This window comes from Vibrio sp. 2096, assembly GCF_033339595.1.
GTDB lineage: Bacteria > Pseudomonadota > Gammaproteobacteria > Enterobacterales > Vibrionaceae > Vibrio > Vibrio alginolyticus.
Genome location: NZ_JAWOUX010000016.1, coordinates 1 through 22,570, shown reverse-complemented (window position 1 = coordinate 22,570; position 22,570 = coordinate 1). Strand labels below are relative to the sequence as shown.

General features: G+C 46.0%; 22 protein-coding genes and 1 tRNA gene. 9 read left to right on the top strand and 14 right to left on the bottom strand.

The genetic code is table 11. The annotated features are described in order from the left end of the window. Positions 1-78: 78 nt before the first annotated feature. Positions 79-1,101, bottom strand: a complete 1,023-nt coding sequence (gene epmB / locus R7Q41_RS21300) for an EF-P beta-lysylation protein EpmB (protein ID WP_017821830.1) — start codon at positions 1,099-1,101, stop codon at positions 79-81. Positions 1,102-1,133: 32 nt separating this feature from the next. On the opposite strand from epmB, the gene efp reads away from it, so the two are divergent. Continuing rightward, complete coding sequence (gene efp / locus R7Q41_RS21295) at positions 1,134-1,700, top strand: elongation factor P (protein ID WP_005381500.1); 567 nt, start codon at positions 1,134-1,136, stop codon at positions 1,698-1,700. Positions 1,701-1,967: 267 nt separating this feature from the next. Beyond that, the gene (locus R7Q41_RS21290; protein WP_005386397.1) at positions 1,968-3,371 is read left to right on the top strand and encodes an SPFH domain-containing protein; all 1,404 of its coding nucleotides are present in this window, start codon (positions 1,968-1,970) and stop codon (positions 3,369-3,371) included. A gap of 102 nt (positions 3,372-3,473) precedes the next feature. On the opposite strand, the gene frdD is transcribed toward R7Q41_RS21290, so the two are convergent. Genes frdD through frdA form a run of 4 tightly spaced genes read right to left on the bottom strand, consistent with a single transcriptional unit; the run spans position 3,474 to position 6,806 of the window. Further along, positions 3,474-3,851: a fumarate reductase subunit FrdD gene (gene frdD, locus R7Q41_RS21285; protein WP_005381493.1), complete on the bottom strand. Its 378-nt coding sequence runs from the start codon at positions 3,849-3,851 to the stop codon at positions 3,474-3,476. Positions 3,852-3,862: 11 nt separating this feature from the next. Then, positions 3,863-4,246 (bottom strand): fumarate reductase subunit FrdC, encoded by a 384-nt coding sequence (gene frdC, locus R7Q41_RS21280; RefSeq protein WP_005381491.1) that lies wholly within the window; start codon positions 4,244-4,246, stop codon positions 3,863-3,865. A 2-nt stretch (positions 4,247-4,248) separates the two neighbouring features. Then, positions 4,249-5,007, bottom strand: a complete 759-nt coding sequence (locus R7Q41_RS21275; RefSeq protein ID WP_005381489.1) for a succinate dehydrogenase/fumarate reductase iron-sulfur subunit — start codon at positions 5,005-5,007, stop codon at positions 4,249-4,251. Then, a complete protein-coding gene (gene frdA, locus R7Q41_RS21270) occupies positions 5,007-6,806 on the bottom strand; it encodes a fumarate reductase (quinol) flavoprotein subunit (RefSeq protein WP_017821831.1) in 1,800 nt (599 codons plus the stop codon). Before frdA ends, R7Q41_RS21275 begins: the two co-directional genes overlap by 1 nt. 435 nt (positions 6,807-7,241) lie before the next feature. Between frdA and epmA the strand changes: the two genes are divergently transcribed. The 4 genes from epmA to R7Q41_RS21250 all read left to right on the top strand — a co-directional run bounded on the left by epmA (position 7,242) and on the right by R7Q41_RS21250 (position 10,355). Continuing rightward, a complete protein-coding gene (gene epmA / locus R7Q41_RS21265) occupies positions 7,242-8,213 on the top strand; it encodes an elongation factor P--(R)-beta-lysine ligase (RefSeq protein ID WP_005381485.1) in 972 nt (323 codons plus the stop codon). A 9-nt stretch (positions 8,214-8,222) separates the two neighbouring features. Beyond that, entirely contained in the window at positions 8,223-8,597 is a 375-nt protein-coding gene (locus R7Q41_RS21260; RefSeq protein WP_213896509.1) for a VanZ family protein, read from the top strand. A gap of 21 nt (positions 8,598-8,618) precedes the next feature. Further along, entirely contained in the window at positions 8,619-9,254 is a 636-nt protein-coding gene (locus R7Q41_RS21255) for a TetR/AcrR family transcriptional regulator (protein WP_005381480.1), read from the top strand. Between the two features lie 144 nt (positions 9,255-9,398). Then, positions 9,399-10,355: a DHH family phosphoesterase gene (locus tag R7Q41_RS21250; protein WP_318109339.1), complete on the top strand. Its 957-nt coding sequence runs from the start codon at positions 9,399-9,401 to the stop codon at positions 10,353-10,355. A 73-nt stretch (positions 10,356-10,428) separates the two neighbouring features. Here the strand turns inward: R7Q41_RS21250 and R7Q41_RS21245 are convergent, their stop codons facing one another. From R7Q41_RS21245 to R7Q41_RS21225, 5 genes are all read right to left on the bottom strand, one after another. Continuing rightward, positions 10,429-11,574 carry a murein hydrolase activator EnvC family protein gene (locus tag R7Q41_RS21245; RefSeq protein ID WP_065274934.1) on the bottom strand — a complete coding sequence of 382 codons (1,146 nt, stop codon included), beginning with the start codon at positions 11,572-11,574 and terminating at the stop codon, positions 10,429-10,431. 27 nt (positions 11,575-11,601) lie between these two features. Then, positions 11,602-12,423, bottom strand: a complete 822-nt coding sequence (gene cysE, locus R7Q41_RS21240; protein WP_318109341.1) for a serine O-acetyltransferase — start codon at positions 12,421-12,423, stop codon at positions 11,602-11,604. Between the two features lie 78 nt (positions 12,424-12,501). Then, on the bottom strand, positions 12,502-13,539 hold the full coding sequence (gpsA, locus tag R7Q41_RS21235) for an NAD(P)H-dependent glycerol-3-phosphate dehydrogenase (RefSeq protein ID WP_005381474.1): 1,038 nt from the start codon (positions 13,537-13,539) through the stop codon (positions 12,502-12,504). Positions 13,540-13,734: 195 nt separating this feature from the next. Continuing rightward, a complete protein-coding gene (secB, locus tag R7Q41_RS21230) occupies positions 13,735-14,199 on the bottom strand; it encodes a protein-export chaperone SecB (RefSeq protein ID WP_005386410.1) in 465 nt (154 codons plus the stop codon). A gap of 224 nt (positions 14,200-14,423) precedes the next feature. After that, on the bottom strand, positions 14,424-14,858 hold the full coding sequence (locus R7Q41_RS21225; RefSeq protein ID WP_005386415.1) for a rhodanese-like domain-containing protein: 435 nt from the start codon (positions 14,856-14,858) through the stop codon (positions 14,424-14,426). A gap of 547 nt (positions 14,859-15,405) precedes the next feature. On the opposite strand from R7Q41_RS21225, the gene gpmM reads away from it, so the two are divergent. Beyond that, positions 15,406-16,938, top strand: a complete 1,533-nt coding sequence (gpmM, locus tag R7Q41_RS21220; RefSeq protein WP_258662959.1) for a 2,3-bisphosphoglycerate-independent phosphoglycerate mutase — start codon at positions 15,406-15,408, stop codon at positions 16,936-16,938. Between the two features lie 86 nt (positions 16,939-17,024). Here gpmM and R7Q41_RS21215 read toward each other — a convergent pair whose 3' ends face one another. The 4 genes from R7Q41_RS21215 to rsgA all read right to left on the bottom strand — a co-directional run bounded on the left by R7Q41_RS21215 (position 17,025) and on the right by rsgA (position 21,664). Continuing rightward, positions 17,025-17,912 carry a DMT family transporter gene (locus R7Q41_RS21215; protein WP_025768800.1) on the bottom strand — a complete coding sequence of 296 codons (888 nt, stop codon included), beginning with the start codon at positions 17,910-17,912 and terminating at the stop codon, positions 17,025-17,027. A gap of 132 nt (positions 17,913-18,044) precedes the next feature. After that, entirely contained in the window at positions 18,045-19,460 is a 1,416-nt protein-coding gene (locus tag R7Q41_RS21210) for an SLC13 family permease (RefSeq protein ID WP_318105798.1), read from the bottom strand. Positions 19,461-19,625: 165 nt separating this feature from the next. After that, positions 19,626-20,483 carry an archaetidylserine decarboxylase gene (asd, locus tag R7Q41_RS21205; protein WP_033907177.1) on the bottom strand — a complete coding sequence of 286 codons (858 nt, stop codon included), beginning with the start codon at positions 20,481-20,483 and terminating at the stop codon, positions 19,626-19,628. A 116-nt stretch (positions 20,484-20,599) separates the two neighbouring features. Further along, positions 20,600-21,664 carry a small ribosomal subunit biogenesis GTPase RsgA gene (gene rsgA / locus R7Q41_RS21200; RefSeq protein WP_005386419.1) on the bottom strand — a complete coding sequence of 355 codons (1,065 nt, stop codon included), beginning with the start codon at positions 21,662-21,664 and terminating at the stop codon, positions 20,600-20,602. A 129-nt stretch (positions 21,665-21,793) separates the two neighbouring features. Between rsgA and orn the strand changes: the two genes are divergently transcribed. Both orn and R7Q41_RS21190 read left to right on the top strand, forming a co-directional pair. Further along, the gene (gene orn, locus R7Q41_RS21195; RefSeq protein WP_017635574.1) at positions 21,794-22,339 is read left to right on the top strand and encodes an oligoribonuclease; all 546 of its coding nucleotides are present in this window, start codon (positions 21,794-21,796) and stop codon (positions 22,337-22,339) included. Between the two features lie 156 nt (positions 22,340-22,495). After that, positions 22,496-22,568 (top strand) — tRNA-Gly (locus R7Q41_RS21190). Positions 22,569-22,570: the final 2 nt, after the last annotated feature.

Sequence of the window (22,570 nt, the reverse complement as noted above, 5' to 3'; positions counted from 1 at the left end):
CGGAGTATGCATAGACTTACCGTGCAAAGCGAACAAAAATAATCAATCTAGACGACAAATTTAATTGAGTGTCAGAGCTTATTCTAAATGCAAATCCAACGGCGTTTTACTTGGCCTGCCACCAACTTCTCGTGTGAGTTTTGGTACCAGATAACCCGATACACGCGTGATGAGTCCGCGCATAATAGCTTTCGCTTCTGCGTCCGAAATAAAGTAGTGCGCTGCGCCTTGCACCTTATCAAGAACGTGGAGGTAATAAGGCAAGATACCCGCGTCAAATAAGGCCTCACTTAACGCCACTTGAGCTTCTACCGAATCATTCACGCCTTTCAGCAGAACGCCTTGGTTTAGAAGCGTAACGCCCGCTCTTTTGAGCTTGAACATCTGTTCAGCAAATTCGTCATTGATTTCGTTGGCATGGTTGATGTGAGTGACGAGGATGATTTGTAACCTTGATGCTTGCAGAAGTTGGCATAGTTCATCAGTGACTCGAGCTGGAATCACCACAGGTAAACGGCTATGAATACGCAGACGTTTGATGTGAGGAATGTGAGCAATGTGCTCTAAAAGCCAATGAATCTCATCGTCTTTTGCCATTAATGGATCACCACCTGAGAAGATGACTTCGTTCAACTCTGGTTGTTGTGCCATGTACTCTAAGCACTTGGTCCAGGCTTGTTTCCCGCTTTTGTTCTCTTGATAAGGGAAGTGACGACGAAAACAGTAACGGCAATTTACCGCGCAGCCACCTTTGACAATCATCAGGGCGCGGTTGCGATACTTGTGTAGCAGGCCAGGGACTTCATTGTCCTGCTCTTCCAATGGATCATTGGAGTAACCCGGATGCACCTCAAATTCGTCGCTCAGTGGTAAAACCTGACGTAAAAGAGGGTCTTTAGGGTTGCCTTTCTCCATCCTATCGACAAAACTTTGCGGTACACGCTGTGCAAACAGCTTGCGCGCGGCAAACCCGTCTTGCCACGGTGAAGGATCAATTTCCAGTATTTCGAGCAATTTTGCAGGATCAGAGATCCCATTCGCCAACTGTTTGAGCCAGTTTTGCTCAACAGATTCGACTTTTCGGGTTATTATGTGCGGCATTGAATTTAGCTCTAAGAATGTAAGAGGAAAAAATGGCTACAGTTAGCACCAATGAATTTAAAGGCGGTCTTAAGTTAATGCTTGATAACGAGCCTTGTGTAATTCTGGAAAACGAATACGTTAAACCAGGTAAAGGCCAAGCGTTCAACCGTGTTAAAATTCGTAAACTTCTTTCTGGTAAAGTGCTAGAGAAAACATTCAAGTCTGGTGACACTTGTGAAGTGGCAGACGTAATGGATATCGACCTAGATTATCTATATTCAGACGGCGAATTCTACCACTTTATGAACAGTGAAACGTTTGAACAGATCGCAGCGGATGCAAAAGCGGTAGGTGAAAACGCTAAGTGGTTGGTAGAAAACAACACTTGTATGATCACTCTTTGGAACGGTAACCCAATTACTGTTACTCCACCAAACTTCGTTGAGCTAGAAGTTGTAGACACAGACCCAGGCCTGAAAGGTGATACTCAAGGTACTGGCGGTAAACCAGCGACGCTATCAACTGGCGCTGTTGTTCGTGTTCCTCTGTTCATCTCAATTGGTGAAGTGATTCGCGTAGATACTCGTACTGCTGAATACGTAGGTCGTGTGAAGTAAGCACTTTATATGATTGTTAGAAAGGTCGCTTCGGCGGCCTTTTTTATTGCCTGTGATTCTTCTCTTTTAATCCCTCTGCGTAAAACATCGATATCCTCCGCAAATTTTTGATGATTTTGTATTATTCGTAAAAATCTTATTTATTCCATGAATCTGTCGATTATTCCTTAATGTAACATTTTGATACATTAGTACTTGTTGCTGAGTTGCATAGCAATCTGATTTTTATCGATTTAACTCAGTAACAATCCAAAAAAGGAGAACAAAATGGAAAGCAGAGGTTTAGGAAGGGGTTTAAAGGTGGAAGAAAGACGTCAGTTACTACATAAAGGATTAAAAGCAGCCGTATTTGGCGTACCGCTGTTGGCAATAGGCTTAACGATTAATAGCTCGGTGCTGATGACCGATGCGGGTTACAGCTACGTGCATCAGAATAATATTACTGGTGAGTTGGATGTGTTTACTGAACCTGGCATTCATTTTCGTATGCCATTTCTGTCCAAAATCACCAAGTATGACCAAGTGATCACCGTGTCATTCGGTAACAGCAAGGGCGAAGATTTTTATCAACGTCTTGATGCGATTCAGGTTCGATTTGCCGACACCTATATTGGTCAGATCCCCGTAACATTCCGCTTTAAGCTCAGTAATGACCCTGAAGCGGTGAAGAAGATGCATAAAGAGTTCCGCAACAACAGTAACTTGATCGATGCGCTGCTTGTAAAGAACGCACGTAACGTAACGGTGATTACCGCAACCCAATACACGGGTGAAGAGTTTTTCCAAGGTGGTTTGAACCAGTTCAAATCGAAACTTGGCGATCAGTTACGAGAGGGGATTTATCTAACAGAGCGACGTCAGGTTGAAGTGGAAGAGTTGGATCTTGCGCCTGTTGGGGCGAATCAAGCTAATCCGAACCAATTACAGCGCACCAATCAACTGGTTTGGAAAACCGTACCTGTCGTAGACAAAACCGGGCAACCGATTCGTCAAGACAATCCGTTACAACAATACGGTATTCAAGTGACGCAGGTGACCATTGGTGACCCGCAGCCAGAAAAGCAATTAGATCAGCTATTGGCAGATAAAAAGCGTTTAGTGGCGGATCGTATTCGCGCGATTCAGGAACAAGAAACGTCGAAAGCACAGGCAGAGACCGAGCAGTTACGCAAAGAGATTCAACGAACACGTGAGGTGCAAGACGCTCAGCGTGGTAAAGAACTCGCAATTATTGCTCAGCAAAAAGAAGTGGAAGTTGCACGTCAGATTGCAGAGCGTGAAATCGTTGAAGTGGAAAAAACCAAACGACTTGCTGAAGTCGAGAAGGAGAAAGAGCTAGCTATCGCAGAGGCTAACTTAGCGATTCAAAAAGCGAACGCACTTTCTGCTGAGTTTGAAGCGAAAGCGATATTAGCGAAAGGTCGCGCAGAATCTGAAGTCCTTAAAGGTAAGTATGCGGCGTTAGGAGCAAACCGTGAAGTTTACTTGGCAGAATTGAATCGAGACGTAGCGAACTCGCTGTACAACAATTTGCAAAACTTCCAAGTTCAGATGCCACAAAATTACATTGGTGGAAGTGACGAAACGGGCTTGAAAACAAACCTAGATGTGATTACTGGCTTTGGTGCTCTGGGTCTTATGGACCAGACAAAGAAGGTCGCACAACAATAAGATCATGGGTGGTCAAAAGCTTAAAAAGCAAAAAGATCATAGGTAACCCAAAGCAATAAAAAAGCTGGCATTTAGCCAGCTTTTTCTTTTTTGGTCAGTCTCTTAAATCATGAAGATAAAGATAACTGCTAGTGCAGTGATGAGGCCTGCAAATGCATAGCATGCAATTTTACCAATCACACCAGTGTGGAACTTAAGGTCGTGCATGCCGTGGTGTACACGGTGCATTGCATGCCACATTGGCAATGCTAGCGTGCCAATGATGAATAGCGCACCGATGATGCTGGTTGCGAATGCAGAGACACGCTCGTAGCTCATCGCTTCTGCATCAATCACGCCTAGTGGGACCAAGATACCTAGCACAAGAACAGTGATTGGCGTGATCATCGCGAACCAAGTACCACCTGCGCCAAACAGACCCCACCAGATTGGCTCATCAGAACGTTTTGGTGATGTGTTTACACTATAATTCGGTTTCATTGCTCAGCTCCTTACACCACGATGAGAACGATCAGTGAGATGAACGCAACCGCGGCCCACTGAGTCAATACGATGATCTTCTTGTCCACGGGTTTGCCTTTCAAACGAATTGGCATTACTTGTGGCATCATGCTGAAGAAAGTTTGAGCGTGGAATAGGCTACCGAGTAGTGCAACGATGTTGATTGCGACGACGATTGGGTTCGCCATGAACGCTAACCAACCTTGCCATGCTTCAGGACCTTTCACCAAGCAACCTAAACCGAAAGTTAGGAACAGAGTGAATAGGATTAATGGAAGCACCGTCGCTTCACGTAGCATGTAGAAGCGGTAGAAAGGATGGTTCTTCCACCAAGTGCGTTTTACTTCACGAACGTAAGGTTTACGATTGCTCATCCTTATGCCTCCACTTTCTTTGGTGAACCATCAGGTTTCAACATAGCAATCACGAAGTCCATAGAAGACTCCACTTTGCCTTGGTTTACTGCCGCTGCTGGGTCAACGTTCTTCGGACAAACTTCAGAACAGTAACCAACAAACGTACAACCCCAAGCACCGTTTTCACCGTTGATAAGCTTCATGCGCTCATCTTTACCGTTGTCACGGCTGTCTAGGTTGTAGCGGTGGGCTAGCGTTAGTGCAGCAGGACCGATGAACTCTGGGTTAAGACCAAACTGAGGACATGCGGCATAGCACAGACCACAGTTGATACAGCCAGCGAACTGCTTGTATTTCGCCATCTGTTCTGGCGTTTGCAAGTTCGTACCGTCTTCTGGTTTACGATCGTTACCAATGATGTATGGTTTGATTGCTTCTAGGCGCTCGATGAATGGCGTCATATCAACAATCAAGTCTTTCTCGATTGGGAAGTTCGCTAGAGGCTCGATAGTCACACCGTCTGGGTAGTCACGTAGGAAGCTCTTACAAGCAAGTTTCGGTACGTTGTTCACCATGATGCCGCAAGAACCACAGATCGCCATACGGCAAGACCAACGGTAAGACAGATCTTTGTCTAGGTGGTCTTTGATGTAGCCAAGTGCGTCAAGTACAGACATGGTTTCATCGAATGGTACTTCGAATGTTTGCTTGTATGGTTCTGCATCTTTTTCTGGGTCGTAACGCAGGATGTCTACTTTTTGAATGCGATTTGCTGACATTATGCTTGCTCCTCTGCGTTCTTCTCTTCAGCCGCGGCTTTTTCTGCTGCTTCACCGTATAGACGAGCTTTTGGTTGTGACTTAGTGATGGTCACATTGCTGTAATCGATACTTGGTGCTGACTCTGGCTTGTAGAAAGCAAGTGAGTGTTTTAGGAAGTTCACGTCATCACGTTCTGTACAACCGTCGTCTAGACGTTGGTGCGCACCGCGAGATTCTTTACGTAGAATCGCAGAGTGAACCATCGCTTCTGCGACTTCTAGGCCGTAGCCTACTTCAATGGCGTACAGAAGGTCAGTGTTGAACACTTTACCTTTGTCTTTGATGCTGATGCGTTTGTAGCGTTCTTTCAACTCAGTGATCTTGTCGATAGTCGCTTGCATCAAATCTTCTTGGCGGTAGATACCACAACCCGCTTCCATGGTGTGACCCATTTCCGTGCGGATTTCTGCCCAGTTTTCGTCGCCTTCTTGGTTCATTAGGTTAGCGATGCGTTCTTCAACCGCTTTTACTTGCGCGTCAATTGCCGCGTCGTTCCAGCCTTTGAATTCTGCCGCACGTTTCACGGCGTTTTCACCTGCTACGCGGCCAAATACCACGAACTCAGCCAGTGAGTTAGAACCTAGACGGTTTGCACCGTGAAGACCAACAGACGCACATTCACCCACCGCGAATAGGCCTTTAATGCGAGTTTCACAACTGCCGTCCGTTTCAATACCACCCATGGTGTAGTGAACGGTTGGACGAATTGGAATTGGCTCTTTTGCAGGGTCCACGTTTACATAAGCTTTTGCTAGCTCACAGATGAACGGCAGACGTTCTTGTAGGTACTCTTCACCAAGGTGGCGAAGGTCTAGGTGCACCACGTCACCCAGTGGGTGTTTGATGGTGTTGCCTTTCTGTTGTTCGTGCCAGAAAGCTTGAGAAACTTTGTCACGAGGACCCAGTTCCATGTATTTGTTCTTCGGTTGGCCAACTGGAGTTTCTGGGCCCATGCCGTAGTCTTGTAGGTAACGGTAGCCATTCTTGTTAACGATGATACCGCCTTCACCACGACAACCTTCCGTCATCAGGATACCTGTACCAGGAAGACCTGTTGGGTGGTATTGAACGAATTCCATATCACGTAGAGGAACGCCGTGACGGTAAGCCATTGCCATACCATCGCCCGTTACGATACCGCCGTTGGTGTTACAGTGGTAAACACGGCCCGCGCCACCTGTTGCTAGAACAACAGATTTTGCTTTGATAGTAACAAGCTCGCCTTCAGACATGTGAATAGCAATCAGACCTTGAACTTCGCCTTCATCAACAAGCAGATCCACCACAAAGTACTCATCAAAACGTTTGATGTTGCTGTACTTCATTGATGTCTGGAATAGCGTATGAAGCATGTGGAAGCCAGTTTTGTCTGCAGCGAACCAAGTACGTTCAACCTTCATACCACCAAAGCGGCGTACGTTGACTTCACCGTTCTCTTTACGACTCCATGGGCAACCCCATTGCTCCATTTGGATCATTTCGCGAGTCGCGTTCTCTACAAAGTATTCAACAACATCCTGTTCACATAGCCAGTCACCACCGCCAACAGTGTCGTTGAAGTGGTTGTCTAAGCTATCTTCATCCTTGATAACTGCTGCTGAGCCACCCTCTGCAGCGACCGTGTGGGAGCGCATTGGATAAACTTTAGAAATCAGAGCGACTTCTAAGTCTGGGTTTGCTTCAGCCGCTGCAATAGCAGTACGAAGACCAGCGCCGCCTGCGCCGATGACTGCGATATCTGTGGTGATAATTTGCACAGTTATCCTCCAGTGTGTGATTGCGGAAATCCGCTTGTTATTGTCATTACGAGGCGCTCCTTAAAAAGAACTCCCCAAAAGTAGTAGGGTTAGTGTAGATGAGCCACATGGCAGAAAAATTGATGTAATTGGGTTTTTGCTTCGGTAATGCACTTAAGGGCATAGAATTTATAGGTTATGTGACTGCTATCACGGCATCGAGGTTTTGGTCCTCAAGCATTAATATTAGGGATGTTAAACCCGTGTTGCGTGACATTAACCGCATGGATAATAGGATTTTAACTGAGTGTTTTTTGTTCTGCGGCACGAGTAATGCTTGCCTCAAATTGGCGAGCACATTAGTAAAAAGAAGAAGGGATATTCCTCTCTTCTTGAAGAGTAAAAAGCATGTAGAATGAGACTTTCCTCGCTGAATTAAAGTTTGAGAGACTTGTTATGCAAACCAACTGGCAACCTACTGCTTCCATTGACCAACTTCGTCAACGTGCGACGTTAATCGCGTCGATTCGACAATTCTTCGCTGACCGACAGGTGATGGAAGTCGATACGCCAGCCATGAGTCACGCAACCGTGACTGACATCCATTTGCATACTTTCCAAACCGAGTTTGTTGGCCCAGGCTATGCCGATGGCAGTAAGCTGTTTTTTATGACCAGCCCAGAATTCCATATGAAGCGCCTTTTGGCTGCGGGTAGCGGTTGTATTTATCAAATCAACAAAGCATTTCGTAATGAAGAGAATGGTCGCTACCACAACCCTGAATTCACGATGTTGGAGTGGTATCGCGTTGGCTTTGACCATCATAAATTGATGGATGAAATGGATGACCTGTTGCAGCTGGTATTGAAGTGTGGCGCAGCGCAGCGCATGACGTATCAGCAAGCCTTCATTGATGTATTGGGTGTGTGTCCACTGGAAGGCTCGATGACTGAGCTGAAAGCGGCGGCAAGCAAGCTGGGTTTGAGTGACATCGCTGAGCCAGAAGAAGATCGCGATACGCTGCTGCAACTACTATTTAGCGTGGGAGTAGAAAACAAAATTGGTCAGGACGTGCCGGCTTTTGTGTACGACTTCCCTGCATCACAGGCGGCGCTTGCGAAAATCAATCCTCAAGATCATCGCGTCGCGGATCGTTTTGAAGTGTACTTTAAGGGGATAGAGCTGGCGAACGGATTTCATGAACTGGATAACCCGAAAGAGCAATTAGCGCGCTTTGAACAAGATAACGCAAAGCGTATCGAAATGGGTTTAAAACCACAGCCGATCGATTATCATCTGATCTCTGCACTGGAAGCAGGGTTGCCAGATTGTGCAGGGGTCGCGTTGGGTATCGATCGTTTGATCATGCTGGCGCTAGGCTGTGACCACATTGATCAAGTGACGGCCTTTCCATTTCCAATTGCATAAGGACGTCCAATGAACCTGACGGCTGCACGTTTCGTCATCTTTAGCTACGCCATATTGATCGCTTTTTTATCTCTGAGTTCAGGTAAACTGCAAGACTGGGGCAATATCGCGTATCTCGACAAAATGCAGCACGCTATGGCGTACAGCGGCTTTGCGTTTTTAGGTTGTTTTTGTGTGTGGCGTTGGCGTCAACGTTGGGCGGTGGCGATTAGTATTTTGCTATTCAGCGCCGTTATTGAGTGGTTGCAAGGGTATGTAGGGCGACAAACTTCTTGGTTAGACCTTGTCGCCAACTCAACTGGCATCTTAACTGGTCTGTTATGTTACCGTATTTGGAGCCTCTATCGACCTAGGTTGGTGAAGTCGCTATACTCGATTCGTTAATGAAGAGGGAACACGATAACAATGAAAACGCGCGACAAAATCGTCTACGCGGCACTGGAGTTGTTCAACCAACATGGTGAGCGCAACATCACCACCAATCACATTGCCGATCACATCGAAATTAGCCCTGGTAATCTGTATTACCACTTCCGCAATAAGCAAGAAATCGTTCGTGAGATCTTTGCGCTTTATTCAGCAGAACTTTTAGAAAGATTTACCCCTATTCAAGGTTCGCAAGAGAGCCTGACTATGCTGAAGAGCTACCTAGACTCTATTTTTACCTTGATGTGGAAATACCGCTTTTTCTACGCAAACTTACCAGAAATCTTGTCACGAGATGAACAGCTACACGAACAGTACATCGATGTGCAAGAGAAGCTGCAAGCGAACCTCATTGCTATTATGCAAGAGTTCGTAACGATGAAGCTGTTGAATGTCGATCAACAACAGTTGAAGTCATTGGTATGTACATTGCACTTGATTGCGTGTAGTTGGTTGGCGTATCAATCCGCGATGGCTTCAAAAACCAACATTACCGAACAAATGGTGAAGCAAGGGATGTTGCAGATGCTTAATGTCGTTAAGCCATTAGCAACTGAGCAGGGCTTAGAGCAGCTACTGTTATTAGAAGATGCGGTTAGCAATCTACACAGTTAAACGTCAAACTGCTTAATATTTCGAGAGTCACTCTCATTTTCGAGTCGTGGCTCGAGTTGACTTGTCAAATATGCCACGCACAATAGTCCCATACGCTAAAAACCCTTGCAGGGATAAGATTCTCGATAAAGGAACTATCGCCCCATGAATTACGACATTTTTAATGGTGATGCTGATGGCATCATTGCTCTTCTGCAATTACGTTTGGCTGATCCTGTCGATGCCCAGTTAATAACCGGTGTAAAGCGCGACATCAAACTGGTGGAAAAAGTAGACGTGCAAGCGGGTGATGAGCTGACTGTGTTAGACATTTCGATGGAAAAGAACATGGCAGGTCTAGAGCAAGCTTTGGCTCAAGGCGCGCACGTCTTTTACGCCGACCATCACAAAGCTGGTGACATTCCTCAGCATGGTAATTTGGATGCGCACATCGATCTCGATGCCAACATGTGCACGGCGTTGATTGTCGATAAGTTGCTTGATGGGCGTTTTCATGACTGGGCGATTACGGCGGCTTATGGCGATAACATGATTGCTAAAGCCAATGAGTTAGCGAATAACGCGGGCTTGTCGCAGCAACAGAAAGAGCAGCTAAAAGAGCTGGGTACTTTAATTAACTACAACGGCTACGGCTCGAAAGTCGAAGATTTACACTTTCATCCTGCGGAGCTGTACCGAGCTTTGCTGAAGTACATGTCACCATTTGAAGCTATTGAAGATACGGCCTCGCTATACTACCAATTGCAATCGGCTTACCAACAAGACATGGAGGCGGCTCTCGCAGTGCCTGCCATGCATGAGAGCGGTAAGCTGAAGTTGTTTGAGTTACCAAACACGGCGGCATCACGCCGAATCAGTGGTGTTTATGGCAACTGGCTAGCAAACCAAACCCCTGACTCTGCGCATGCGGTACTTACTGAAAATGCAGATGGTACTTATACGGTTTCACTCCGTGCCCCGTTAAACAATAAACAAGGTGCCGTGGCCGTGTGTGGTCAGTTCCCGACAGGTGGGGGGCGAGAGGCGGCGGCAGGAATCAACGCGTTAAGCAAAGATGATGTGAATGCTTTTATTGATGCGGTAGAAACCTACTACGCATAGCATTTTCCAAAACATGAATACAACAAAGGAGCCGAGTGGCTCCTTTTTTATGACAAGTCAATAAGTCAGATAATCAGCGCTTTAACCAAGATTTCGGATTCTGCGCTTCACTATTACGACGAATTTCAAAGTACAGCGATGGCCTGTCTTGACCACCTGTATCACCCGCGAGAGCAATCACTTCGCCGGCGGTGACTCGGTCGCCTTCTTTTTTAGTTAAGGCTTGGTTGTAACCATAGAGGGTCATGTCACCTTTGCCGTGGTCGAGCAGTACCACTAAACCGTATCCGCGCAGATACTCCGCAAATACGACAGTACCAGGATAAACGGCTTTCACTTGTTGACCATAGTTGGCAGACAGCACCATGCCCTTCCAGTTTACCTGCCCGGTTTGTCGCGTACCAAAGTTGTGTAACACACTGCCTTTGAGTGGCCAAGGCAACTTACCGCGCTGTTTGCCGAGTCCGTCCATTGGCACCGCATTACGCTTCGCTGCTTTGGCGATCTCTGCTTTTAAACGGGTTTCGTTGCGTTGCAGCTCGGCTAAGTAGCGTTTGTCATTCTTGATACTGCTCTGAATTTTAGTCAGGGTTTGTTTACGCTTGGATTGTGTACTCGCTAGCGCTGTACGTTTTTCGGATTGCTGCTTGAGCAGAGTCTCGATTTGCTCTTTTTCTAGCTCGAGCTGGTTTTTGTTGTGCGCTAATTCTTGGGTTATTTTGGTGATCGCATCAATCACTTCAGCACGTGCTTTAGCTAAATGCTGGAAGTATTGGCTCATGCGGTCTTCTTCCACACCTTGATTTAACAAGTGACCATTGGCCTTCGCTCGCTCGGTTACGTAATACGTTTGCAGCAGCTGTTTGAGTTCTTCTTCTTGCTCTTGACGCTGTGCTTCTTGCAAGGCAATTTTCTCTTCCAGGTTTTCTATGTTTTTGTCTGCTTGTGCGAGGTTAGACTTGGTTTGTCGTATTTCACGCTCAAGCTTAGAAATACCAAGCTCTTGATCTTTTAGTGATTTCTGTAACTCATTGAGCTGCTTTTCTTGGGAAGAGAGCGATTTGCGCTGGCGGCTTATCTCACTGGATACGCCTTTGAGCTCTTGCTGACTCACAGCAGAGGAGGTAATGGGATAAGTGGCAGATAAAGCACAAGTTAATAAAATAGCCGAGCGTAGAACAGGGTGATTTTGTTTTCGCACTTGAGAGTTACCTACCACGTTGTTGTCAAAAAGGTTTGTTGACGATTAAATACCATCTCCATGGATAAAGCTTTGCGACTTGCCGTTAAAGCCTTGATCCATATCGAGAGAGGGTTTGTCCGTTTTTGGACGTCCGACGATTTTTGCAGGCACGCCAGCCACCGTTGTGTGAGGAGGCACGGCTTGCAATACCACAGAGCAAGATCCGATTTTCGCGCCTTCACCGACTTCGATATTGCCAAGAATCTTTGCACCAGCTCCGATCATCACACCCTCGCGAATTTTCGGGTGACGATCACCGCATTCTTTACCAGTACCACCAAGGGTGACATCTTGCAGTATAGACACGTCGTTTTCGACCACGGCAGTTTCACCAATCACGATGCCTGTTGCATGGTCGAGCATGATGCCACTACCAATGCGCGCTGCAGGGTGAATATCGACCTGACATGCTACCGAAATCTGATTTTGTAGGTAAGTCGCAAGAGCGTGACGACCTTGCTTCCACAGCCAGTTTGCTACTCGGTAGCCTTGCAGTGCGTGATAGCCTTTTAGGTACAGCAATGGCATTGAGTACATTGAAACAGCAGGGTCGCGATTGACCGTGGCACAAATATCACAAGCCGCGCCGTCAGTGATGGTTGGATCAGCTGAAAAGGCTTCTTCAACCACTTCACGCACAGCCATCGCTGGCATGGAAGCGGTGTTCAATTTGTTAGCCAGAATATAACTCAGAGCGGCACACAAACTTTCATGCTTGATAATGGTGGCATGATAGAAGCTCGCCAGCATAGGCTCTTGTTCTGACATTTCACGGGCTTCTGAGACAATTTTGTTCCAGACTTTTTGTTTTTCGCAGTGTTTCATTCTCAATATCCAGAGTGGTTCTTCCGTGACCCGACAACTTCAATTTTTCTCAGATGAGCTGCAAAGGGCGGTAGATTGCTACTTTCCTTCGGCTTTTTTGTCACGAGCAAGTAAATCTTGCGCTGCTAAGCGCGCATCTTTTCCTTGATACAATACTTGATAAATTTGATCAACTATCGGCATCTCAACACCCATACGTTGAGAGAGTAGCCATACTTCTTTTGTATTGCGGTAACCCTCAACCACTTGGCCAATTTCTTCTTGAGCCGTATCAACGTCTTTACCTTGGCCTAATGCCAAGCCAAAGCGTCGGTTACGTGATTGGTTATCGGTACATGTCAGGACAAGATCGCCTAAACCCGCCATGCCCATAAAGGTTTCTGGCTGTGCACCCAGCGCAGCACCAAGGCGACTCATTTCAGCCAAGCCACGAGTAATTAATGCAGTACGGGCGTTGGCGCCAAAACCGATACCATCAGACATACCCGCACCAATCGCAATAACGTTTTTCACAGCACCGCCCAGTTGCATACCAATAAAGTCACTATTGGCATATACGCGGAAGGTTTTGCTACAGTGGATTTTTTCTTGTAGATCCGCAACAAATTCAGAATCTGGAGACGCAACAGAGATTGCAGTCGGCATACCCATTGCGAGCTCTTTCGCAAACGTTGGGCCAGACAATACTGCTAGTGAGTAGTTTTCACCGATAATGTCATAAGCGACGTCTTTCAGCAGGCGCCCCGTTTCAGGTTCAAGCCCTTTGGTTGCCCAACAGATGCGAGAGTCTTCGCGCAAGAATGGTTTACAGCTGTTTAGCACGATGCCGAAGACATGGCTTGGAACCACAACCAACAAATCTCGGCTTGCTTGAACGGCTTTTTCTAAATCCGATTCAATGATCAAGCTTTCAGGGAAATCAACACCTGGTAAGAAGGCATGGTTAGCTCGGTCTGCTTCTAGGCGAGCCATGTGCTCTGGCTCGTGTCCCCAAAGGACAACGTTCGCGCCGTTACGAGCGAGTGAGATTGCCAAAGAGGTGCCGTATGAGCCTGCGCCAATCACAGTCATTGCGATGTCTTTACCGTAAGCATTGTTTGTATTTGCTTGTGTCATGCTACCGCCTAATTGTCTTGCTACTAGTAGAATCTAGTTCCTAATCGTCAAATTTTACGCCTTCTGGCGATTAGGAACTAGGAACTTTTGTCAGAAATAAAAAATGCACATTGCATCGGATGGTAGACGCTCTGTGCATTTTATTTGATTCGGTGACGTCAGCACTGTGGCTATTCGTCACTTATAAAACGTGAATTACGCTTCAGCTTCGCCTTGTTGAGCTTGCTGTTGTAGGTAGTTCATGAATAGCGCGTCAAAGTTTACTGGCGCTAGGTTCAGTTGAGGGAACGTACCTTTAACGACTAGGCTTGAGATAGTTTCACGAGCGTATGGGAATAGGATGTTCGGGCAGAATGCGCCTAGGCAATGTGCAAGTTGACCAGCTTCCATTTGTTCAGCAGTGAAGATACCACCTTGTTGAACTTCACATAGGAACGCAGTCTCTTCTTCGTTCTTCACAGTAACGGTTAGACGTAGAACAACTTCGTACACGCCTTCACCAAGCTCACGGCTTTGAGTGTCTAGGTCTAGTTTAACGTCTGGGTTCCACTCTTTCTGGAAAATTACTGGAGAGTTCGGCGCTTCAAAAGAAACGTCTTTTAGGAAGATGCGTTGAATTGCGAAGTTTTGTTGTGCGTCTTGAGGTGCTGCTTCAGCCATTTTTTAATCCTTAAATCAATATTTGTTGAGCCTAGAAACGTCTAAGCTCAGAAAACTGGTATGTCCTGAGACTAACTGAGCCAATCTACCTTGACTAGATGAAGCGTGTATTACGTGCAAAGCGTCACAACTTAGTGCTCCAACTGCTTTCAATTTGCTCAGTTTTTTGTCCGCGAGGCTTGTAAAAGCGCGTTTAAACGCGAACTTTCGTTCTTGCCACGTTCCTACTTCTTACCGCGAACTAACGGCAGGTTCGCTTCGTTCCACGCAATCAAACCATTTTTTAGTAGGCTCACGTTTTCGAAGCCTGCTTTTACTAGTAGGTTTGCGCTTTCTTGAGCGGTCTGTCCTGTCTTACATACCACAATGATTGGGTCTGATTTGTGGTTTTCAAGGCTACCCAAGTTACCCGCTTTGATGTCTGACGGTAAAATGTGAAGTGAGTCGGTGATATGACCTTTTTTGAACTCGTCTTTGGTACGGATATCCACTACAACGCCGTTTTCACGGTTCATAAGATGAGTCAGTTGGTTTACGTTGATTTCTTTGTATGCGGCTGTCGCTGATTTCACGATGTTCATGATAAAGGCGACAAGAAGACCTACCCAAACCAAAGATAGAATCATGTTCTGTTGGAAAAATTCAATGTACTCTTGCATGTCTTGAGCTCTTACGCTGTTGGCGGAAAAATAAAGCAGGAGTATAGCGAGGTTACGGCTCTTAGGCGAGAGGGTTAAAATTTTCTAACGAATAATTGAGATCTCTATAAACCCGTTATGCCCTTACTATCCGTACATTTTGCTCTGGTAGCTTGATTGTTTTTGCCTATTGGACTTATCGGTTTAAGTGACTTCTGTTTTACTGAGAAAAGAGAACAATAGGTATTAACCCATCTTGTTTGATGTTGCTTTAAATTAGCGCTGTTTCAAGTGCAAAAATAAGAATGAGAAGCGTAAGAAAACCGAACTTAGACTGGGGTGTACAAAGCGTATTAGAAATGACTATGCTTGTGGAACACGATTGTCGGCACTGACTCGTTGTTCGCTTAACTTGTAAGATAGCAACAATAAATCGCAAACATTATTTGATCTTAACCTACAGTTTTGGTTAAAAAGTGTAGTAAAATTACGCTAGTTTTGTTTCAAGGTTAGATAGGGCAGCGAGGCCCTACGCCAAAAGTTACTTAAATTTGATGAGGTCATCACTATGTCAGCTAAGAAGCCATTGGCTCTAGTTATCCTTGACGGTTACGGTTACCGTGAAGACACAGCAAGTAACGCAATTGCGAATGCGAAAACACCAGTAATGGATGCTCTGATTGCGAATAACCCACACACATTAATCTCTGCTTCAGGCATGGATGTTGGCCTTCCTGATGGTCAAATGGGTAACTCTGAAGTTGGTCACACTAACATTGGTGCAGGCCGCGTTGTATACCAAGACCTGACTCGTATCACTAAATCAATTGCTGATGGTGAGTTCGAACAAACGCCTGCGCTAGTTGAAGCAATCGACTCTGCTGTGAAAGCTGAAAAAGCAGTACACATCATGGGCCTGATGTCTCCAGGCGGTGTTCACTCTCACGAAGACCACATTTACGCAGCAGTTGAAATGGCAGCGGCGCGTGGCGCAGAGAAAATCTACCTACACTGCTTCCTAGACGGCCGTGACACACCACCACGTAGTGCTGAAAACTCACTACAACGTTTCCAAGACCTATTTGCGAAACTAGGTAAAGGCCGCGTTGCTTCTCTAATAGGTCGTTACTACGCAATGGACCGTGACAACAACTGGGATCGCGTCCAAGTTGCTTACGATCTTCTAACTCAAGCTAAAGCTGAGTTCACAGCAGAAACGGCAGTTGAAGGTCTAGAAGCGGCTTACGCTCGTGAAGAAAACGACGAATTCGTTAAAGCAACAGCTATCAAAGCGGAAGGTCAAGAAGACGCAATCATGCAAGATGGCGATGCGGTTATCTTCATGAACTACCGTGCTGACCGTGCACGTCAAATCACTCGTGCATTCGTTCCTGCATTTGACGGCTTTGAGCGTGCAGCATTCCCTGCAATTAACTTTGTGATGCTGACTCAATACGCGGCTGATATCCCTCTAGCTATCGCATTCCCACCTGCGTCTCTAGAAAACACTTACGGTGAGTGGCTATCTAAACAAGGTCAAACTCAGCTACGTATCTCTGAAACAGAGAAATACGCACACGTGACTTTCTTCTTCAACGGTGGTGTTGAGAACGAATTCGAAGGCGAAGAGCGTCAGTTGGTTGCTTCTCCAAAAGTTGCAACGTACGACATGCAGCCTGAAATGAGCTCTCCAGAACTAACAGAGAAGATGGTTGCGGCTATCAAGTCTGGTAAGTTCGATACCATCATCTGTAACTACCCGAATGCAGATATGGTTGGTCACACTGGCGTTTATGAAGCGGCTGAGAAAGCAATCGAAGCTCTAGATGAAAGCGTGGGTAAAGTGGTTGAAGCAATCAAAGAAGTTGGCGGTCAACTATTGATCACTGCGGACCACGGTAACGCAGAAATGATGATCGACCCTGAAACTGGCGGCATCCACACTGCTCACACTAACCTACCAGTGCCTCTAATCTATGTAGGTGACAAAGCGGTTGAATTCAAAGAAGGCGGTAAACTGTCTGACCTTGCACCAACCATGCTTTCTCTAGCTGGTCTAGAAATCCCAGCAGAAATGACGGGTGAAGTATTAGTTAAATAAATAATTAACTAACGGCTCCGAATGATAAAAGCCCGAGTTTAAACTCGGGCTTTTTTGTATCTGGCAATAAGGGCTGGTCTGTAAGGTTACTGAACCAAAATGCCCGCACCAATCACAGCTAGGGCTGCGCCCAACCATGCAAATCGGTTTGGTCGGCGTTTAGTGTAAATCCAGAGCAGTGGTAGCAACATAATTGGCGTGGTTGAAGATAGAAGTGCAACCATACCTACATTTCCTTCTTGCAGTGCGTATAAGATTAGCGTCATGCCGACGGCCATCGCCAAGAAACCATTAAGCGCAGTAATACCAAATATGCGCCAAGTAATGTGTTGCGTCGAGCGAGCGACTTTGACCCCTAGAACTAACAACATGCTGTGGGCGAAAAAGGCACTGATCATTCGAATAGCAGAAGCCGCAACTGGGTCAATACTGGTTTGCATTACTGGCTTGGCGATAATGCCTCCCAATGCTTGGCACATTGCTGCGGTTAAGCCAAGTCCAATACCTACCCAGATGTTACCTTTAATGTCTTCCAAGACGTTATTCACTTGACCTCTTCGGCCAAAGAATATCGCCATCACCACGCCGCTAAATACCAATGATGCGCCCAGTAGTTCTATTGTGGTCATGACTTCGCTAAATAAGAAGTAGCCCAAGATGGCAGAGAACACGGCGTGGCAAGAGAAGAGTAACCCGGCTTGTCTTGGCCCCATACGATTCAAACACGCGAATAGAGCGGTATCGCCAATAAAAATACCAATCAGTCCTGAGGCCATCATTGGCGTTACATGTTCCCAAGAAACCGTTAACCAGCCGCCAGTTATCCAGGCCATTGTTGATAAGATCACGGCTGTGCAGCCCATACGCCAGCGGCTGTAAGAAAATGCGCCTAGGTGTTGTGCAGGAATGACCGAAATTAGGCTAGAAACTGCCCACAGAAAAGCGGCGCATAAAGCAAGCCATTCGTAACCCATGATGTGTCGACGTCCTTGTAGAGTAGAGGAGTCTTAATATGCACGAAATTTATGGGATGTAAAAGCCGCTCTGTAAGGGCAGTAGCTGGAGAGCAGCTCCATGACAACACGCTTTTTCATGGAGCTCTTCGATTAAAACAGTACCAAAACTGCGCCATACACGATAATTAGACCAATCAAACCGAGAATCAGGCCTACTTTCGCCATGTCTTTGCTCTCGATGAGGCCTGTTGAATAAGCCAAAGAGTTTGGTGGTGTGGAAACCGGTAAGATCATGCCAAGTGATGCGGAGAAGGCGACGACAACCAGTAAACCTTGTAGGCCACCAACCGCAATAAGGCTTGGCATGGATGTACCAATAGCGGCAGCAATAGGCATCAATAAGTTTGCCGTTGCGGTATTAGACATAAAGTTCGCCATTAACCAGCACACTACCGATAGGGCTAAAACAACGGCAAATGGTGATAGCAGGCTGTAATCAATGGCGTGCGCTAATGTTTCGGCTAAGCCCGTTTTGTCTAAGGCAATACCAATTGCTATACCACCGGCAACCAGCCATAAAACATCCCAGTTAATCAGCTTGAGTTCTTCTTTGCCCATAATGCCCGTTAAGGTGAAGACCGCAAGCGGGATAATCGCAACAACATACGTGTTCATGCCGTGCACTTTTGTCGTCATCCAAAGCACAATGGTTAGTGCAAAAGTGATGTAGACGACGATCGCGCGCCAGCTCCTTTTGAATGTACCATCTAGCTTTAGTTTCATTTCTGGTTCGCTAGACGGAAACAGCTTTTGCAACAAGAACCAAGCTACAGTGAGTTGTACCAACACAAAGGGTAGACCCATTGTCATCCACGATAGGAAGTCTATCGCGTTTTCTCCAGTGAGATATTGAAGCGCTATCGCATTAGGTGGCGTGCCTATCGGAGTCGCAATGCCGCCTGTATTCGCGGCAATTGGAATGCACAGCACCAGCGCTTTAATCCCTAAATCCCCTTTAGGTGCTGAAGCGACGATGGGGCCAAGCAGGGCTAGCATCATCACGGTCGTGGCAGTATTGGACATAAACATTGAAAAAACGGCGGTAATTAACATCAAGCCCAGCATGATGAACTTAGGTTGGGTGCCGAATGGTTTTAATAGTACTCGGGCGAGGTTGTTGTCGAGCTCGTATTTGGAAGCCGCAATCGCGAGAGCAAAACCACCCATAAAAAGAATAATGATCGGTGAAGAGAAGGCCGAGAAAATATCGGTGTAAGCAATTAACTCTCCTAAATCATGCCCCGCTGGTGGATTGCGAAATAGATGCAAACCTTTATCCGATATCATGATCAGTTCAAGAGCGATAATAAGAATGGACGTAGCAAAAACGGGAACCGGCTCGAGAACCCAAAGTAGGGCAGCAAGAAGAAAAATAGCTAACAGGCGATGCTGAATTAAAGTGAGATCGTCAATAGGAATAGCATCGATCGGCATCATCAAAACACCGAGCGGAATTAAAAAGCACACCAGCAATTTCGCCAACGTGTTTACACTCATCTTTGGCATTGGCTGCCCCTCTAAATATTCATTCTAAGCGCAGGATAATTGATTGTGGAATGAGGGTCTTAGAGGCAGGTATGAGTTTGAGAAATAGAGGCTAAATTTCGAACGGAGTTTTGCTTTTTATCAATAAAAAGAGCCCTGAATAAAGGGCTCTTAACGGTGTTTTACTCAATTTTTTAAGGCGTAAGGTGTGCCCATAACGGTTGGCTTACCGTTTTCCATGCTTGCGTCAAACTCAATCGCGTCTTTGGCAAACAGGTTAATAACAGTAGAACCCAGTTTGAAGCGGCCCATCTCTTCGCCTTTTTTCAAGATCACGGCCTTGTCACCCTCTGCTGGGTAATCCCATTTGTAGACAGTGTTTCCACGAGGCGGAGTGATCGTGCCAGCCCATACTTGCTCAATGCTACCAACAATTGTCGCACCAACAAGCACCTGTGCCATTGGACCAAACTCAGTATCGAAGATACACACCACACGCTCGTTACGTGCAAATAGGTTTGGTACGTTTTCTGCTGTCAGAGGGTTTACTGAGAACAGGTCACCTGGTACGTAAATCATTTGGCGCAGAGTGCCGTCACATGGCATGTGTACACGGTGGTAATCGCGCGGAGATAGGTACAATGTCGCAAAAGAACCATCTTTAAATTCGTCAGCTAAATTCGCGTCACCGCCCAGCAATTCTTGTGCTGAGAAGTGATGACCTTTTGCTTGGATAAGTTGACCATCTTCAATAGGGCCAAACTGGCTAACACAAGCGTCGGCTGGATGAGTGATGACGTTTTCGCCTTCAGAAATTGGGCGTGCGCCTTCTTTTAGCTCACGAACGAAAAACTCGTTGAACGTTTTAAAATGCTTAGGATCTGAGTGCTTTGCCTCATCCATATTCACATTGTATTGTTTGATAAACCAACGAATAACTGCTGTTGTTAGACCGCCAGCTTTTGCTGAAGCCAGTTTACCCATTAGGCGAGTGAGGCCGTGTTGTGGGATCCAGTACTGCAGTCCAACTTTAAACTTGTCCATCTTTAATTCCGATACTTCTGTTAGATTCGCGCTTTAGGGCGCGTGATGTTACTGAAATTTAATTTGCTTGTCAGTATTAGGTGAAGACTTTTTACACAGTTACAGCCTTAACTCAATTACAGATCGGCTTTTTTATTACGTGAATACTGACGATTTGCTTTGTTTTCAACCATGCTTTCCAAAATGCGATGATAGTTTTCAAAGCGAGTTTCGTTAATTTCCCCGTTCTCGACAGCTTCGCGTAGAAGGCAGCCTGGGTCATCATTGTGTTTACAATCTCGGAACTTGCAACCGCCTAAATATGGTCGAAATTCAACGAATGCTTTTGTTACTTCTTCTGCTTCCAAATGCCAAAGACCAAATTCACGTACTCCAGGTGAGTCGATCAAATCGCCACCCGTTGGAATGTGGTATAAACGTGCAGCCGTCGTGGTGTGTTGGCCCAAGCCAGAGTTCTCAGAGACTTCGCCTTCTTCCACTTCGCTCTCTAGTTCCGGCATTAACGCGTTGACTAAGCTGGATTTCCCTACGCCTGATTGACCAACAAAGATATTAATTCGATCACGCAGTAGGGTTTCTAGTTCAGCAATGCCTTCTCCAGACTTCTTGCTGACCAGAAGCACTTTATAGCCAATACGTTCATATTCTTTGAGCCATTCTTCATACATTGCACGGTCATCGGCTTCTAGAAGGTCGACTTTATTTAAGACCAACAATGGCGCAATATTCAGTGTTTCTGATGCAACGAGATAGCGGTCAATAATATTTAGCGATAGCTCTGGTAATACCGAAGAGACAATGACCATTTGATCAATATTGGCTGCAACGGGTTTTAGGCCATCGTAATAATCTGGACGAGTGAGCACTGAAGAGCGAGGTTCTACCGCTTCAACAACACCAGAGATGCCCGCCATAGACTCCAATCCTTCGCGCCATAAAACACGATCGCCAGATACTAGAGACTCAATACCACGGCGGAGGTTACAGCGTTGAATTTCGCCTGTTTCAAGGTCTTCAATGTCCGCGTGCTGACCAAAACGAGTGATCACGAGACCTTGCTTGCTGGCGCCTAGCATGTTTTCATCCCACTGGATGGAATCTTCTTGCTTCTTCAAACGCTTTTGTTGGTTGCTACGTACGCGTCGCACCTGACCTTTGGTTAACTTTTTCTTCTTTGCCACAATTCTGTACTTTATGTGAATTTACTCAAATGGTTGAGCCGTACTCTTGGCTCCGTGTATGAGTATCGTGTTTCTCGTATTTTGAGGTATAGTACCTCTTTTATCGATAAACAAATAGGCGGCGTAACCATGTCCTTTAGCGATCAAAACCTAATTTGGGTTGATTTAGAGATGACAGGGCTTGATCCTGAAACGCACAAAATCATCGAAATTGCTTCTATTGTCACGGATAGCGAACTAAATATTTTGGCTGAAGGTCCAGTGTTAGCGATTCATCAGCCGGAAGAAGAACTGGCGAAAATGGACGACTGGTGTACTAATACGCATACGGCAAGCGGTTTGGTGGAGCGCGTTCGAAACAGTCAAATCTCAGAACAAGACGCAGTCGCACAAACCATTGAATTTTTAGAAAAATGGGTGCCAAAAGGGGCGTCGCCAATATGTGGTAACAGCATTGGGCAGGATCGTCGCTTTTTATACAAGCATATGCCTGAGTTGGAAGAGTTCTTCCATTACCGATATGTTGACGTTAGTACTCTTAAAGAACTAGCACGTCGCTGGCAACCTGAGGTGCTAAATGGGTTCACAAAACAGGGAACACATTTGGCCTTGGACGACATTCGTGAGTCCATCGCAGAACTTAAGTACTATCGAGGTACTATTTTCAAGATTTAACTGTTAAGGTTGCGATCCAAATTGTTGTAATTTATATCGCTTTTGATTGCTTTTTCGTCGTTCAGTAAAAAAATAAAGTTTTTTTGAAGGAAGGACTTGCATCACAAAAAAATGCTCTTATAATTCGCAGCCCTAAACAGCGGAAACGTTGTTGATGCGACACTAGCTCAGTTGGTAGAGCGCAACCTTGCCAAGGTTGAGGTCACGAGTTCGAACCTCGTGTGTCGCTCC

Bases quoted from the DNA above. Each gene is read 5' to 3' on its own strand.
- epmB (WP_017821830.1), bottom strand. From the start codon at position 1,101: ATGCCGCACATAATAACCCGAAAAGTCGAATCTGTTGAGCAAAACTGG.
- efp (WP_005381500.1), top strand. From the start codon at position 1,134: ATGGCTACAGTTAGCACCAATGAATTTAAAGGCGGTCTTAAGTTAATG.
- R7Q41_RS21290 (WP_005386397.1), top strand. From the start codon at position 1,968: ATGGAAAGCAGAGGTTTAGGAAGGGGTTTAAAGGTGGAAGAAAGACGT.
- frdD (WP_005381493.1), bottom strand. From the start codon at position 3,851: ATGAAACCGAATTATAGTGTAAACACATCACCAAAACGTTCTGATGAG.
- frdC (WP_005381491.1), bottom strand. From the start codon at position 4,246: ATGAGCAATCGTAAACCTTACGTTCGTGAAGTAAAACGCACTTGGTGG.
- R7Q41_RS21275 (WP_005381489.1), bottom strand. From the start codon at position 5,007: ATGTCAGCAAATCGCATTCAAAAAGTAGACATCCTGCGTTACGACCCA.
- epmA (WP_005381485.1), top strand. From the start codon at position 7,242: ATGCAAACCAACTGGCAACCTACTGCTTCCATTGACCAACTTCGTCAA.
- R7Q41_RS21260 (WP_213896509.1), top strand. From the start codon at position 8,223: ATGAACCTGACGGCTGCACGTTTCGTCATCTTTAGCTACGCCATATTG.
- R7Q41_RS21255 (WP_005381480.1), top strand. From the start codon at position 8,619: ATGAAAACGCGCGACAAAATCGTCTACGCGGCACTGGAGTTGTTCAAC.
- R7Q41_RS21250 (WP_318109339.1), top strand. From the start codon at position 9,399: ATGAATTACGACATTTTTAATGGTGATGCTGATGGCATCATTGCTCTT.
- cysE (WP_318109341.1), bottom strand. From the start codon at position 12,423: ATGAAACACTGCGAAAAACAAAAAGTCTGGAACAAAATTGTCTCAGAA.
- gpsA (WP_005381474.1), bottom strand. From the start codon at position 13,539: ATGACACAAGCAAATACAAACAATGCTTACGGTAAAGACATCGCAATG.
- secB (WP_005386410.1), bottom strand. From the start codon at position 14,199: ATGGCTGAAGCAGCACCTCAAGACGCACAACAAAACTTCGCAATTCAA.
- R7Q41_RS21225 (WP_005386415.1), bottom strand. From the start codon at position 14,858: ATGCAAGAGTACATTGAATTTTTCCAACAGAACATGATTCTATCTTTG.
- gpmM (WP_258662959.1), top strand. From the start codon at position 15,406: ATGTCAGCTAAGAAGCCATTGGCTCTAGTTATCCTTGACGGTTACGGT.
- R7Q41_RS21215 (WP_025768800.1), bottom strand. From the start codon at position 17,912: ATGGGTTACGAATGGCTTGCTTTATGCGCCGCTTTTCTGTGGGCAGTT.
- R7Q41_RS21210 (WP_318105798.1), bottom strand. From the start codon at position 19,460: ATGCCAAAGATGAGTGTAAACACGTTGGCGAAATTGCTGGTGTGCTTT.
- asd (WP_033907177.1), bottom strand. From the start codon at position 20,483: ATGGACAAGTTTAAAGTTGGACTGCAGTACTGGATCCCACAACACGGC.
- orn (WP_017635574.1), top strand. From the start codon at position 21,794: ATGTCCTTTAGCGATCAAAACCTAATTTGGGTTGATTTAGAGATGACA.